Origin of the sequence: Nocardioides houyundeii (assembly GCF_002865585.1) — a bacterium.
GTDB lineage: Bacteria > Actinomycetota > Actinomycetes > Propionibacteriales > Nocardioidaceae > Nocardioides > Nocardioides houyundeii.
In genome coordinates, this window is record NZ_CP025581.1 from 162,478 (window position 1) to 175,760 (window position 13,283).

The 13,283-nt window shown below is 73.1% G+C and carries 12 protein-coding genes; 8 read left to right on the forward strand and 4 right to left on the reverse strand.

Annotated features, from left to right (window positions below):
* Both C0R66_RS18495 and C0R66_RS00815 read right to left on the reverse strand, forming a co-directional pair.
* Window positions 1-1,542 carry a hypothetical protein gene (locus tag C0R66_RS18495; protein ID WP_158647811.1) on the reverse strand — a complete coding sequence of 514 codons (1,542 nt, stop codon included), beginning with the start codon at window positions 1,540-1,542 and terminating at the stop codon, window positions 1-3.
* Between the two features lie 81 nt (window positions 1,543-1,623).
* Window positions 1,624-2,796 carry a nucleotide sugar dehydrogenase gene (locus C0R66_RS00815; protein ID WP_277869146.1) on the reverse strand — a complete coding sequence of 391 codons (1,173 nt, stop codon included), beginning with the start codon at window positions 2,794-2,796 and terminating at the stop codon, window positions 1,624-1,626.
* Window positions 2,797-2,866: 70 nt separating this feature from the next.
* Here C0R66_RS00815 and C0R66_RS00820 point away from each other — a divergent pair, with 70 nt between their 5' ends.
* Entirely contained in the window at window positions 2,867-3,598 is a 732-nt protein-coding gene (locus C0R66_RS00820; protein ID WP_101523083.1) for an N-acetyltransferase, read from the forward strand.
* A 31-nt stretch (window positions 3,599-3,629) separates the two neighbouring features.
* Here C0R66_RS00820 and C0R66_RS00825 read toward each other — a convergent pair whose 3' ends face one another.
* On the reverse strand, window positions 3,630-5,645 hold the full coding sequence (locus C0R66_RS00825; RefSeq protein ID WP_101523084.1) for an NADPH-dependent 2,4-dienoyl-CoA reductase: 2,016 nt from the start codon (window positions 5,643-5,645) through the stop codon (window positions 3,630-3,632).
* A gap of 49 nt (window positions 5,646-5,694) precedes the next feature.
* On the reverse strand, window positions 5,695-6,240 hold the full coding sequence (locus C0R66_RS00830; RefSeq protein WP_101523085.1) for a PadR family transcriptional regulator: 546 nt from the start codon (window positions 6,238-6,240) through the stop codon (window positions 5,695-5,697).
* A 130-nt stretch (window positions 6,241-6,370) separates the two neighbouring features.
* On the opposite strand from C0R66_RS00830, the gene C0R66_RS00835 reads away from it, so the two are divergent.
* The 7 genes from C0R66_RS00835 to C0R66_RS00865 are packed head-to-tail and all read left to right on the forward strand — an operon-like array spanning window position 6,371 to window position 13,278.
* Entirely contained in the window at window positions 6,371-6,994 is a 624-nt protein-coding gene (locus tag C0R66_RS00835; protein WP_101523086.1) for a M15 family metallopeptidase, read from the forward strand.
* Window positions 6,991-8,190 carry an alanine racemase gene (alr, locus tag C0R66_RS00840; RefSeq protein ID WP_101523087.1) on the forward strand — a complete coding sequence of 400 codons (1,200 nt, stop codon included), beginning with the start codon at window positions 6,991-6,993 and terminating at the stop codon, window positions 8,188-8,190. Before C0R66_RS00835 ends, alr begins: the two co-directional genes overlap by 4 nt.
* Window positions 8,187-9,128 carry a D-alanine--D-alanine ligase family protein gene (locus C0R66_RS00845; RefSeq protein ID WP_101523088.1) on the forward strand — a complete coding sequence of 314 codons (942 nt, stop codon included), beginning with the start codon at window positions 8,187-8,189 and terminating at the stop codon, window positions 9,126-9,128. The genes alr and C0R66_RS00845 overlap by 4 nt, the downstream gene beginning before the upstream one ends.
* Window positions 9,125-10,132, forward strand: a complete 1,008-nt coding sequence (locus tag C0R66_RS00850; RefSeq protein WP_101523089.1) for an acyltransferase family protein — start codon at window positions 9,125-9,127, stop codon at window positions 10,130-10,132. Before C0R66_RS00845 ends, C0R66_RS00850 begins: the two co-directional genes overlap by 4 nt.
* Window positions 10,129-11,421 (forward strand): sensor histidine kinase, encoded by a 1,293-nt coding sequence (locus C0R66_RS00855; RefSeq protein WP_158647812.1) that lies wholly within the window; start codon window positions 10,129-10,131, stop codon window positions 11,419-11,421. Before C0R66_RS00850 ends, C0R66_RS00855 begins: the two co-directional genes overlap by 4 nt.
* Complete coding sequence (locus C0R66_RS00860) at window positions 11,418-12,095, forward strand: response regulator (RefSeq protein ID WP_101523091.1); 678 nt, start codon at window positions 11,418-11,420, stop codon at window positions 12,093-12,095. The genes C0R66_RS00855 and C0R66_RS00860 overlap by 4 nt, the downstream gene beginning before the upstream one ends.
* A 31-nt stretch (window positions 12,096-12,126) precedes the next feature.
* Window positions 12,127-13,278, forward strand: a complete 1,152-nt coding sequence (locus C0R66_RS00865; protein ID WP_101523092.1) for a CaiB/BaiF CoA transferase family protein — start codon at window positions 12,127-12,129, stop codon at window positions 13,276-13,278.
* Window positions 13,279-13,283 lie beyond the last annotated feature (5 nt).

Consider the following 13,283-nt stretch of genomic DNA (forward strand, 5'->3'; position numbering starts at 1 on the left):
TCAGCCGGGAGCCAGGTGGCGGTTGATCAGGTGGAGCTCGGCGCCGGTGGCGTCGTGGTAGCGCTGGCCCTGGCGGTTGGTGAGGGGTCGGGTGCCGTGGGGTCCGACGAGGTAGTGGTGCCCGTGGGGAGTGGCCCAGGCGTAGGTCGCGGGGGCGATCTGGCGTGAGCGGAACCCGGCGTGGGTCTTCCAGCGGTGGTGGCGTCGGGACAGGGGTGCGCTGTTGTGGGTGCCGGTCTGATCTGGTTGGCCGGGTGGTGCGTCGTGGCGGTACGGGGTGGGGTGGTCGTGGTCGAGGTGGCGGGACCTGCTGGTGGCGTAGGGGAAGGTGTCGCGGGCGCCGACCAGGAGCCGGATGCGTTCCTTCAGGCCTGGGGAGTGTTCGTAGGCGGTGGTGGTGATGGTCTCTGCGAGGTCGATGACGGGTTTGACGGTGAGGTGGGTGTGGCTCAGCCAGCCGGTGAGCTGGGCGGCCAGGACCGGGCCGTGGTCCTCGATGCGGGCCACCCCGGTCTCGGGGTGGGTCAGGGTGTGGTCGGTGAGGTGGAGGTAGAGCACCGCGGCGGGGCGCAGCCGGGTGGGGTCGATGCTGCGTAGTGCGGTGAGCAGGTCGGCGGGGAACGCCAACGCCCGGCTCAGGCCGGGGCCGTCCTGGGGATCGGCGGGCTCGGGCTGGTTCGGCTGGTCGGGTTGGTCGGGTTGGTCGGGGGTGGTGTGTTCGAGGAGGAGCTGGAGCAGCTCCGCGGGACGGGCCAGCCATCCCAGGGCCTCGGCCCGGAGCTCGTCCCGGCTGGGCCGCGACGCAGCCCCAGCTGTCCCGGTCTGGGTGGCTGTCTGGTCGTGCTGGGTGGCCAGGATCTCCGCGACCCGGGCCACCATCGCCTCCACATAGACCGCGTCCCCGGCCTCGACCCGGGCCACCAGGTGCCGCAGGCCGTGCTCATCGGTACGCGAAAGGGAGACGAACCGGCGCCGCCGCTGCTCCTCGACCCGGGCCGCGTGCCCGGCCGGGTCGGCCGCGATGACCGCGGCCTCGGCGACCTCCAGCACCCGCGCGGGCGCCTCCCCGCCGATGCACCCCGCGACCGCGGCATCGACCACGCCGACCTCGACCAGCCCCAACCGCCGCGACAACGACGCCACCCGCCGCGCCAGCCACGGCTCGCACCCCAACCCCAGCACCACCGCCCAGGTCCGCGGCAACCGCCACTGCAGATCCAGCACATCAGCCATCACCGAGCGCACCGAGAGCCCGTGCACCCGCCGTACCACCGCCAGCTCTCCCAGGCACAGGTCCCGCACCCGCGGCGTGCCCTCACCACCGATCTCCACCAACCGGTCCCACCCCGACGCGCCCGGGTCATCACGCGGATCACCACCGTGCAGCACCGCCCACTGCGCCACCAGCCGCAGGTCCTCCACCTCCACCGCCCGCCGCGCCACCAACGCACACTCGGCCCGCTCCAACACCCCCGCAGCATCCAGCTCGTCGAGAGGGAACACATCTCCCTCGATCGACCCGGAGGTCCCTGGCAACGTCATAGACCCAGGATAATCGAACAGGTGTTCGAGCAATATCGCCCAGACTGGGGATTCGCGGCCCTGCGGTGGCCGGCGACTCGGCTAGTCGGAGCCGAAGAGGTCGCGGGTGTAGACGCGGTCGGCTACGTCTGCGATGTCGTCGGTGAGGCGGTTGGCGACGATGACGTCGGCGGTCTTCTTGAACTCGTCGAGGTCGCGGATGATGCGGGAGCCGAAGAAGGTGTCGTCGGTGAGCTCGGGTTCGTAGACGATGACCTCGATGCCCTTGGCCTTGATCCGTTTCATGATTCCTTGGACCGAGGAGGAGCGGAAGTTGTCGGAGCCGGCTTTCATGATGAGGCGATGGATGCCGACGACGTGGGGGTTGCGTTCGAGGATGTCGAAGGCGATGAAGTCCTTGCGGGTGCGGTTGGCGGTGACGATGGCGGAGATGAGGGTCTGGGGGACTTCGGAGTAGTTGGCCAGGAGCTGTTTGGTGTCCTTGGGCAGGCAGTAGCCGCCGTAGCCGAAGGAGGGGTTGTTGTAGTGGGTGCCGATCCGGGGGTCCAGGCCGACGCCGTCGATGATGGCGCGGGTGTCGAGGCCGCGGGTGATGGCGAAGGAGTCGAGCTCGTTGAAATAGGCCACGCGCATGGCGAGGTAGGTGTTGGCGAAGAGCTTGATGGCCTCGGCCTCGGTGGGGTTGGTGAGCAGCACGGGGACGTCGTGGTCCAGGGCTCCGGCCAGGAGGAGGTCGGCGAAGCGTTGGGCGCGGGGTGTGTTCTCGCCGACGATGATGCGGGAGGGGCGCAGGTTGTCGAGCAGGGCTTTGCCCTCGCGGAGGAACTCGGGGGAGAAGATGATGTTCTCGGTGCCCATTCGGGCGCGGATGTCTTCGACGTAGCCGACGGGGATGGTGGACTTGATGACCATGACCGCGTCTGGGTTGGCGGCCATGACCGCGGTGATGACGGCTTCGACGCTGGAGGTGTCGAAGTAGTTGGTCTGGGCGTCGTAGTCGGTGGGGGTGGCGATCACGACGTACTCGGCTTCGGCGTACGCGGTGGCGGGGTCGAGGGTGAAGGTGAGGTCGAGGTCGCGGGTGGTGAGGTAGTCGGAGATCTCGGGGTCGTGGATCGGGGAGCGTTTGGCGTTGAGTGCCTCGACCTTGTCGGGGTCGACCTCGAGGCCGACGACCTCGTTGTGCTGGGAGAGCAGCACCGCGATGGACAGGCCGACGTACCCCAGCCCGACGACGGCGATCTTGGTGGTCACGGCGGTGAGTCTAGGGCGGGGAGCAGACCTGCGCTCGGCGCAGCCCGAGCGCCACGGGCAGAATGACGGCGTGGACGTGACGATCTCGGTGCTCGCGGACCGACCGGACTTGGTCGAGGCCTTCTGGGCCATGGATAGCCCTTGGCCGGAGTTCATGGCGCACGACCCGATCAGCAACCTCTTCTACGGAGTCCTCGAGCAGTACGCCGACTACGTGCTCCTCGCCCAGGATCACACGGGCGAGGTGGTGGCGCAGGCATGCTCGGTGCCGTTCCACCTCGACGGCGACGAGCTGCCCGACGACGGCTGGGACGGGGCGGTCCGCCGGGCGGCAGCCACCCGGATGCGCGGACAGCAGCCGAACGCCGTCTCCGCACTCGAGGTCGCGATCAGGCCCGACCACCAGGGTGCCGGTCTCTCGAGCCGGATGCTGATCGCGCTGCGGGACAACGCCGCCCGCCTCGGGTACGCCGAGCTCGTCGCGCCGGTACGCCCCAACGGCAAGGCCGACGTCGACGAGCCGATGGCCGGCTATGCCTTCCGGACCCGCGAGGACGGCCTGCCGGTGGACCCCTGGCTGCGGGTCCACGTCCGCATCGGAGGCCGTATCGACAAGGTCGCCCCTCGTTCGATGGTCATCCCGAGCACCCTGGAGGAGTGGCGCCGCTGGACCGGGCTGCCCTTCGACCGCACCGGCCCCGTGGCGGTGCCGAAGGCGCTGGCGCCGGTGCACTGCGACGTGGAGCACGGGATCGCGGTCTACACCGAGCCCAACGTCTGGGTGCGGCACCCGACCGCCTGACCGAGCCCCGGCCGCCCGCGAGCCGCGGCGCTCACAGCGCCGCGGCGACCTCGGTCCCCTGACGGATGGCGCGCTTGGCGTCCAGCTCGGCTGCCACGTCCGCGCCGCCGATGAGGTGCACGCCGCCACCGATCAGGCGGCCCTGCTCCTCCAGGGTGTCGTAGAGCTCCCGGACCGACTCCTGCCCGGCGCACACCACGACGTGGTCGACCTCGAGCAGCCGCTGCTGGCCGCCCACGACCAGGTGCAGGCCCGCGTCGTCGATCCGGTCGTACGTCGCCCCGCTGACCTGGGCGACCCCGGACTGCTTGAGCACCGCCCGGTGCGCCCAGCCCGAGGTCTTGCCCAGCCCGATGCCGATGGGGGTCTCCTTGCGCTGGACCAGCGTCACCTCGCGGACGGCGTGCCGGGGCTTCTTCTCCATCAGCCCGCCGCGGTGCAGCGACGGGTCGCCGACGCCCCAGTGGGCCATCCAGTCCTCCTGGGTCTCGCCCGCGTCGTGGGTCAGGAAGTGGCTGACGTCCACGCCGATGCCGCCCGCGCCGATCACCGCGACGCGCCGGCCCGGGACGACCCGGCCCGACAGCACGTCGGCGTAGGAGACCGACTTGGGGTGGTAGATGCCCTCGATCTCGGGCATCCGGGGCTCCACGCCCGTGGCCACGATGACGTGGTCGAAGCCGTCGAGCTGCCCCGCGCTGGCGCGCGTGCCGAGGCGTACGTCGACCCCGAGCACCTCCAGCCGACGCCCGAAGTAGCGCAGCGTCTCCGCGAAGTCCTCCTTGCCGGGCACCTGCATGGCCAGCCGGAACTGGCCGCCGATCTCGCCGGCCTGCTCGAAGAGCGTGACGGCCAGGCCGCGCTCGGCCGCGCTGACGGCGGCGGAGAGCCCGGCCGGCCCGGCGCCGACCACCGCGACGCTCTCACGACGGCGTACCGGACCGAGGACGAGCTTGGTCTCGTGGCAGGCGCGGGGGTTGACCAGGCAGGAGGCGGTCTTGTTCGCGAAGACGTGGTCCAGGCAGGCCTGGTTGCAGGCGATGCAGGTGTTGATCTCGTCGGCGCGACCGGCCGCGGCCTTGTTGACGAACTCCGGGTCGGCCAGCAGCGGCCGGGCCATCGAGACCAGGTCCGCCTCGCCCGCGGCCAGGATCTCCTCGGCCGTGGTGGGGGAGCTGATCCGGTTGGAGGCGCAGACCGGCACCGAGACCGCCGCCTTGAGGCGGGCGGTGACCGAGCGCCAGGCGCCCTGCGGCACCTGGGTGATGATCGTGGGCACCCGGGCCTCGTGCCAGCCGATGCCGGTGTTCAGGACGGTGACCCCCGCGTCGGTCAGCCGGTGGGCCAGCTCAACGGTCTCCTCCCAGGTCTGGCCGTCCTCGACGAGGTCCAGCAGCGAGATCCGGTAGATGATCGGGAAGTCGCCGACCAGCTCGCGGGCCCGGCGCACGACCTCGACGGGGAAGCGCATCCGCTTCTCGGCGGTGCCGCCCCACTCGTCGGTGCGCTCGTTGGTCCGGGCCGCCAGGAACTGGTTGATCAGGTAGCCCTCCGAGCCCATGATCTCGACCGCGTCGTAGCCGGCTTTGCGGGCCAGCGCGACGGACTTGGCGAAGTCGGTCGCCGTCGCGTCCACCGCCTTGGCCGACAGGGCGCTCGGCTTGAACGGGTTGATCGGCGCCTGCTTGGCTGAGGCGCTGACGCTGAACGGGTGGTAGGCGTAGCGGCCGGCGTGCAGGATCTGCATCGCGATGGCGCCGCCCTCGGCGTGCACCGCCGCGGTCACCCGGCGGTGCCGCATCGCCTGCATCCGGGTGGTCATCTCCGACCCGAGCGGCTTGAGCCAGCCGCGCTTGTTGGGTGCGTAGCCGCCGGTGATGATCAGCCCGGTGCCGCCGCGGGCCCGCTCGGCGAAGTACGCCGCGAGCCGGTCGATGTGCCACGGCGCGTCCTCGAGGCCGGTGTGCATCGAGCCCATCACCGCCCGGTTGCGCAGGGTCAGCGGCCCCAGGGTGAGCGGGGTCAGGAGGTGCGGGAAGTCGGTCACGTGGTCGTCCTTGTCGTGGGCGGCGGCGTCGTGGCGGGAGGGGCTGGGTCTAGCCGTGATCGGTGCTGCGCTCGTGGGCAGCGAGGTAGTCCTCGAGCCAGGCGATCCAGAACTGCTCCAGGCCGATGCCCCCTCGGAGCACGAGGTACTGGTCGAGCTCGTGGCCGGTCAGGGCCGACGGGTCGTCGTACTCCTTCTCCAGCTGGCGGTAGTGCGCGAGCCGGAGCTGGTGGTCGGCGGCGTTGCCGCGCAGCACCTCGAGGACCGCCTCGCGGTCGCCGAAGGAGGCGCCGCGCATCCGGACCGCCACCTCGCTGCGGAGCTCCTCCATCGGGGTCGGCGCGGCGAGCCAGTCGCTCAGCGCCCGCGCGCCGGCGGCCGTCACCCGGTAGACCTTCTTGTCGGGCTTGCCGGACTGCCCCACGACCTCGACGGCGAGCCAGCCGTCTCCCTCCATCCGCCCCAGCACCCGGTAGATCTGCTGGTGCGTGGCGTGCCAGAAGAAGCCGATGGAGCGGTCGAAGCGGCGCGCCAGCTCCAGCCCGGAACCGGGCTTCTCGCTGAGCGCCACCAGGAGGGCGTGTTCAAGGGCCACCGGGGGAGGATGGCACAGCTATGCAACTCGTTGCAACGGGTCTCACGTATGGCGCCTCTCATCCTCCGGGCCAGCGCCTCGGCACCTGAGGTGGAGGCGGGCGACCGGGGTCGCGGGAGAACGTGAAGCCATGACGATCCTCCTCTCGGACCCACGGGTCCACGCCGTGCCGGTCCGTGAGAACGGCGACCAGCTGGTCCGGCTCGCCGCCGGCTTCGGGCCCGCGCGGGCGCTGGTGCGCTCCGGCCTCGCCGAGTGTCTCGAGACCGCCGCCGCGCAGCTGCCGCCCGGAGTGGCGCTGCGGGTGGTCGAGGGTCACCGCACCGCCAGCGACCAGCAGGCGATCATCGCCACCTACACCGCCGAGCTCCGGGCCGCCCGGCCCGGCATCCCGGCCGCGGAGCTGGCGCGCCTGACCAGCCGCTTCGTCGCCCCCCTCGAGGTCGCCCCGCACGTGGCCGGCGGTGCCGTGGACCTCACCCTGGTCGACGCCACCGGCGCCGAGCTCGACCTCGGCACCGCCATCGACGCTACCCCGGAGGCCTCCCAGGGACGCTGCTTCACCGCGGCGACCGGGATCGGCGCCGAGGCTCGCGCGCACCGCGACCTGCTCGCCCGCGTGCTGGGGGCTGCCGGGCTGGTGAACTACCCCACCGAGTGGTGGCACTGGAGCTACGGCGACCGCTACTGGGCGCTGACCACCGGCGCTCCGGCCGCGCTCTACGGCCCGGTCGACCTGGCGGTCGCGGCATGAGCGCGGTGCCTGTGAGCGCGGTGCCTGTGAGCGCGGTGCCCGTGAGCGCGGTGACCGTGAGCGCGGTGACCGGCCTGTCGGGGCCGCTGCTGGCCGTCGACCCGGCCGCGGTCGCGGCCAACACCCGGCTGCTGGCCGGGCGCACCGGTGCCGAGGTGATGGCCGTGGTCAAGGCCGACGGCTTCGGCCACGGCGCCGTCGAGGTGGCCCGCGCCGCGCTCCTGGGGGGCGCGACCTCGTTGGGGGTGACCAGCATCGAGGAGGCGCTGCCGCTGCGCGAGGCCGGACTGGACGTCCCCCTCCTCAGCTGGCTCAACCCGGTCGGGGCCGACTTCGCCACCGCCGTCCACGCGCAGGTGGAGCTCGCCGTCCCCTCGCTCGAGCACCTGGCGGCGATCGCCCGACAGGGGATCGGCGCCCGGGTGCACCTGCACCTGGACACCGGTCTGGCCCGCGACGGCGCCGCCCCGGCCGAGTGGGCCGCGCTGTGCCGAGCGGCCCGGGTCGCCGAGCGCGCCGGCCGGCTGCGGGTGGTGGGCGTGATGGGGCACCTGGCCTGCGCCGACGAGCCCGGCCACCCCGCCAACGCGGCCGGCCGCCTCCGCTTCGCCTGGGGCCTGCGGGTCGCCCGCGCCGCCGGGCTGAAGCCCGCCGCCCGGCACCTGGCCGCCACCGCTGCCGCCCTGACCGACCCGCTGTCCCACCACACCCTGGTCCGGGTCGGCGCGGGCCTGGTCGGGATCGACCCGACCCGGGACGGTGCCGGCAGCACCCTGCTGCGGCCCGCGATGACCCTGACCGCGCCGGTGGTGACCGTCCGCCGGGTGCGCGCCGGTACGCCGGTCGGCTACGGCCACACCTGGACCGCCCCGGCGGCGACCACGCTGGGCCTGCTCCCCCTGGGGTACGCCGACGGGCTGCCGCGGGCGGCGTCCGGGCGGGCCGAGGTGCTGCTGCGCGGCCGGCGTCGCCCCGTGGTCGGGCGGATCTCGATGGACCAGGTGGTCGTCGACCTGGGCGAGGAGGAGGTGCGGCTGGGCGAGGTGGCGACCGTGTTCGGGCCCGGTGATGACGGGGAGCCGACCGCGGCCGACTGGGCGCGCTGGTCCGACACCCTGGAGCACGAGGTCGTCACCGGCCTCGGCGCCCGGGTGCACCGGGTGGTCGCCCGCTCCGGACTGCGGAGCCTGGCATGAGCCGGGTGGCCGTGATCGGCGGCGGCCAGAACTGCGAGCACGAGGTCTCGCTCGCCTCGGCGGCCTCGGTCGCCGACGCGCTGGCGAGCTGCGGCCACGAGGTCGTGCGACTCACCATCAGCCCCGACGGCGCGTGGTGCGACGCCGACCGCCGGCCGATCGGGCTCGCCGCGGCCGTCGAGGTGCTGCGCGGCTGCGACGTCGTGGTCCCGGTGGTGCACGGCCCGCGCGGGGAGGACGGCACGCTCGCCGCCCTGTGCGACCTCGCCGGGGTCCGCTACGTCGGCTCCGGCCTGCGCGCCGGGGCGCTGGCGATGGACAAGTGGACCACCAAGCTGGTCGCGGGAGCCGTCGGCATCGCCACCGCCCCCGGGGTGCTGCTCACCCCGGCCAGCGCACCGACGTACGCCTGGAGCCACCCGGTGGTGGTCAAGCCGGTCGCCGCCGGCTCCAGCCACGGCGTCTCCCTGGTCCGCACGCCCGAGGAGCTGCCCACCGCCCTCGCGGCCGCCCTCGCGCTGGACGACCGGGTGCTGGTGGAGGACCTGGTGGTCGGCCGGGAGGTCGACGTCGCCGTGCTGGGCCGCGCCGACGGCTCCCGGACCTGCTCGCCTGCCCTGGAGATCGTGGTCGACGGCCTCTTCGACCTCGAGACCAAGTACGACGGCAGCGCCGACTTCCGGCTGCCCGCCGCCCTGGACGAGGTGGAGCGCAAGGCGCTGGAGGAGGCCGCCCTGGCGACGTACGACGCCCTGGGCTGTGCCGGGGTCGCGCGCGTCGACTTCTTCCTCACCGCCGCCGGTCCGGTGCTCAACGAGGTCAACACCATGCCCGGCTTCACCGCGGCCTCTCAGGTGCCCCGGATGTTCGCCGCCGCCGGCCTGCCCTACGCCGAGCTGCTCGACCTGCTGGTGCGCGACGCGCTCGCCGCCCCGTGAGGGCCCGGATCCAGGGCCTGGACCTGCTCCGCGGGATCGCCATCGCCCTGGTGATGCTGCGGCACGCACTCCCGGAGCAGCTCCCGGGCGCCGGCGTGGTCGGCGTGGTGATGTTCTTCGCGCTGAGCGGCTACCTGATCACCGGCCTGCTGCTGGAGGAGCTGCACAGCACCGGGCGGGTGGACCTGCGCCGCTTCTACCTGCGTCGCGCCCGGCGGCTGCTGCCCGCACTGGGGTTCCTGGTGCTCGGCGTGGTGCTGGTGACGCTCACCCTGGACCCGCTCGGCGACCGCGCCGAGCTGCCCAGGACCGTCGCGGTCGCCCTGACCTGGACCGGCAACCTGCCGTTCGGCCACGCCAGCGACGCCACCTTCCACCTGTGGACCCTGGCGACCGAGGAGCAGTTCTACCTGCTCTGGCCCGCCGTGCTGGCTCTCGCCTTCGCCCGGCGCCGCATCGGTACGGCGCTGCTGGCGGTCGCCGCCGCCTGCCTCGGCGCCTGCATCCTCACCCTGGTGCTGCTGGCCGACGCCCCGGACCTGGCCTACTCGCTGCCCACCTCGTGGGCGGTCTGCTTCGTGATCGGCGCCGGCATCCGGGTCTACGGCGACCGCATCGGCCCGGTGCTGGCCCGCTGCCCCGGGTGGGTGCCGGCGGCGGCCGTGGCCGGGCTGGCGGTGCTGAGCGTGATTCCATTGCGCGGACACGCACTGACCTACCTGGCGGGAGGACCGGCCATCGCTTCCCTGACCGCGGTGCTGCTGATCGCCTGGCGCGGCTGGACGCAGGTGCGCAACCCCGGTCTCCGAGCCCTGGTGTGGCTCGGCACCGTCTCCTACTCGGCGTACCTGTGGAACTATCCGCTCACCATGTGGCTCCGCCCCCACCTCGACCACGCCGGCCTGCTGGCCGCGGTGCTCACCCTGCCACTCGCGGCCCTGGGCTGGTACGCCGTGGAGCAGCCGCTGCAGGCGCGTCGCCGTTCCGAGCGGGTCCCGGCATGACCGGCGTGACGGGCATGACAGGCGTGACCCGCGACTGGCGGAGCTGGGCGCCCGACCTAGCGGTCGGGCTGGTGGTGCTGCTGGTCGGGCTGGTGGAGGCCACCGGCACCGACCTCGTCTACTCCTCCCGGACCTCCCTGGCGCTGGTCGCGCTCGGGATGGCCGCGGCCGCCGGGTTGAGCCGTCGGGCCCCCGGCATCGCGCTGCTGCTGGTCTGGGCGGTCTGCGGCATCCAGCTGCTCGGCAGCGTCGACCTGATGGTCTCCGAGGTGGCCGTCGCCGTGGTGGCGTTCGGCACTGCCCGCTGGGGATCGCTGCTCACCGTGTGGCTCAGCGCGCTCTCCATCCCCGCCGCGGGCCTGGTGGTCTTCGTGCTGCTCGCGGTCTCCCAGCTCTCCGGGCTGGTGGAGCAGGCGGGCGTGATGACGCTCGTCGAGCGTGCCTACTCCTACGGCGACACCTGGCAGCTCGCCGCGGCGCTGATCGGCGTCTCGGTGCTCGGCATCCCGTGGCTGGCCGGCCTGGCGCTGCGCTTCATGTCCCGGGCCCGGCGCTCGGAGATTTCGCAGGTCGCCGCCGAGGAGGACGCCGCCCAGGCGCACCGGGAGTCCGAGCAGGCCCGCGAGATCGCCCAGCTCCGCGAGGAGCAGGCGCGGATGGCGCGCGACGTGCACGACGTGGTGGGGCACTCACTGGCGGTGATCCTGGCCCAGGCCGAGTCGGCGCAGTACCGCAAGGGCTCCGACACCGAGGCGCTCAAGGAGACGATGGCCACCATCGCGACGTCGGCCCGCACCTCCCTCCAGGACGTGCGCCAGGTGCTGACCACCACCGCGCAGCCGACGGTCCGCCTCGGCGGGCTCGACAGCCTGGTGGACGGCGTCCGGGCCAGCGGGCACCAGGTCCTCAGCACCGAGGAGGGGACGCCCCAGCCGCTGCCCCCGGACCTGGAGACGGTGGCCTACCGGGTGCTGCAGGAGATGCTCACCAACGCGATCCGGCACGGTCGGCGCGACTCGGTGGTGCACGTGGAGCGGCACTGGGAGGGTGAGCTGCGTATCGAGGTCCGCAACGTGGTCGACACCTCCGAGGACCTGACGGCCCCGATCGCCGCGGTGGACGTCGCTCGCATGACGAGCGAGCCGCGGTCCGGCGGCCGGGGGGTCGAGGGGATGCGCCGCCGGCTGGAGGCGGCCGGCGGACGGCTCGACGTACGGCGTCGCCAGGAGGAGTCCGGCCCCACCTTCACCGCCACCGCCTGGCTGCCGTTGCGGTCGGTGGCCTCGTGAGCGCGCCCGCCGAGGAGATCAGGGTGCTCCTGGTCGACGACCAGGAGCTCTTCCGGGCCGGCGTCTCGGTGATCGTGGACGCCCAGGAGGGCATGAGCGTGGTCGGCCAGGCCGGTGACGGCATCGAGGCGCTGCGCCTGGTCGAGGAGCTCGAGCCCGACGTGGTGCTGATGGACATCCGGATGCCCGAGATGGACGGGGTTGAGGCGACCCGGCAGCTGTTCTCCCGCGAGCGGGTCGCCAGGCGGAGCAAGCCGCTGCGGGTGGTGGTGCTGACCACCTTCAACCTCGACGACCGGGCGGCCACCGCGATCCGGCACGGTGCCAGCGGCTTCCTGCTCAAGGACACCACGCCGCTGATGCTGCGCGACGCGATCCGCACCGTGCACGCCGGCAACGCGGTGCTGGCGCCGGCGGACCTCTCCGCGCTGCTGGAGGGACAGTTCCGCTCCGCCTCGCCCGCGCCGACGGCGTACCTCGGCCTGACCGAGAAGGAGCGGGAGATCTTCGAGGCCGTGGCCCGAGGGCTCTCCAACACCGAGATCGCGGGACAGGTCTTCGCCAGCGAGTCGACGGTGAAGACGCACGTCGGCGCCATCCTGCGCAAGCTCGCGCTGCGGGACCGGGTGCAGATCGTGGTCTTCGCGCACGAGCACGGGCTGGCGTCCGGCTGAACCGTGACAGTGGTTCTGTCACAATGCCGACATGGTCTACGAACTCGGTCAGGGCACGGGCCCGCTCAGGGGCGTCAAGGTCGTCGAGATCGCCGGCATCGGTCCCGGGCCGCACGCGTGCACGATCCTGGCCGACCTCGGGGCCGACGTGATCCGCGTGGAGCGCCCGGGCGGCAACCCGCTCGGCGGCGGGCCGAGCGACCTGCTGACGCGTGGGCGCCCCAGCGTGGCGCTCGACCTCAAGCGCCCCGAGGCGGTGGCGGCGGTGCTGGAGCTGGTCGCCGGCGCCGACGTGCTGGTCGAGGGCATGCGGCCCGGGGTCACCGAGCGCCTGGGGCTGGGCCCCGACCAGTGCTGGGAGCGCAACCCCGCGCTGGTCTACGGTCGGATGACCGGCTGGGGCCAGGACGGCCCGCTGGCCGAGGTCGCCGGCCACGACATGAACTACCTCGCCCTCTCCGGGGTCCTGCACGGCCTGGGCCAGGACCCCGCCCGGCCGCACTTCCCGACCAACCTGCTCGGCGACTTCGGGGGCGGCTCCACCTACCTGGTGATCGGGGTGCTCGCCGCGCTGCTGGAGGCGAAGGTCTCCGGTCGGGGTCAGGTCGTGGACGCCGCCATCGTGGACGGCGCCGCCCACCTCAACACCATGTACGCCGGCCTGCTGGGGATGGGCGTGCAGCGCGAGCAGCGCGCGGTCTCCCTGCTCGACGGCGGCGTGCCCTTCTACGACGTCTACGAGACCAGCGACGGCCGTCACCTCTCGGTGGGTGCCCTGGAGCCCCAGTTCTACGCCGAGCTGCTGCGGCTGCTCGACCTCGAGCAGCTGCCGGACCGCAACGACCCGGCCAACCTGGCCACCATCCGCGAGGCCTTCACTGCGCGCTTCGCCGAGCGCACCCAGGCGGAGTGGGCCGAGGTCTTCGACGGCACCGACGCCTGCGTGGCGCCGATCGTGCCGATGACCGAGGCGGCCCGGCACCCGCACCTGGTCGCGCGGGGCACCTACGTCGAGCGGGACGGGGTCGTGCAGCCCGCCCCCGCCCCGCGCTTCTCCCGGACCCGGCCCACGATCTCGATGTCGCCGCCGGCCACCGGCGGGCAGACCCGGGAGGCGCTGGCTGTCTGGGGCGTGACGGCGGTGGACGCGCTGCTCGACTCCGGAGCCGCCGTCCAGGCCTGACGGCG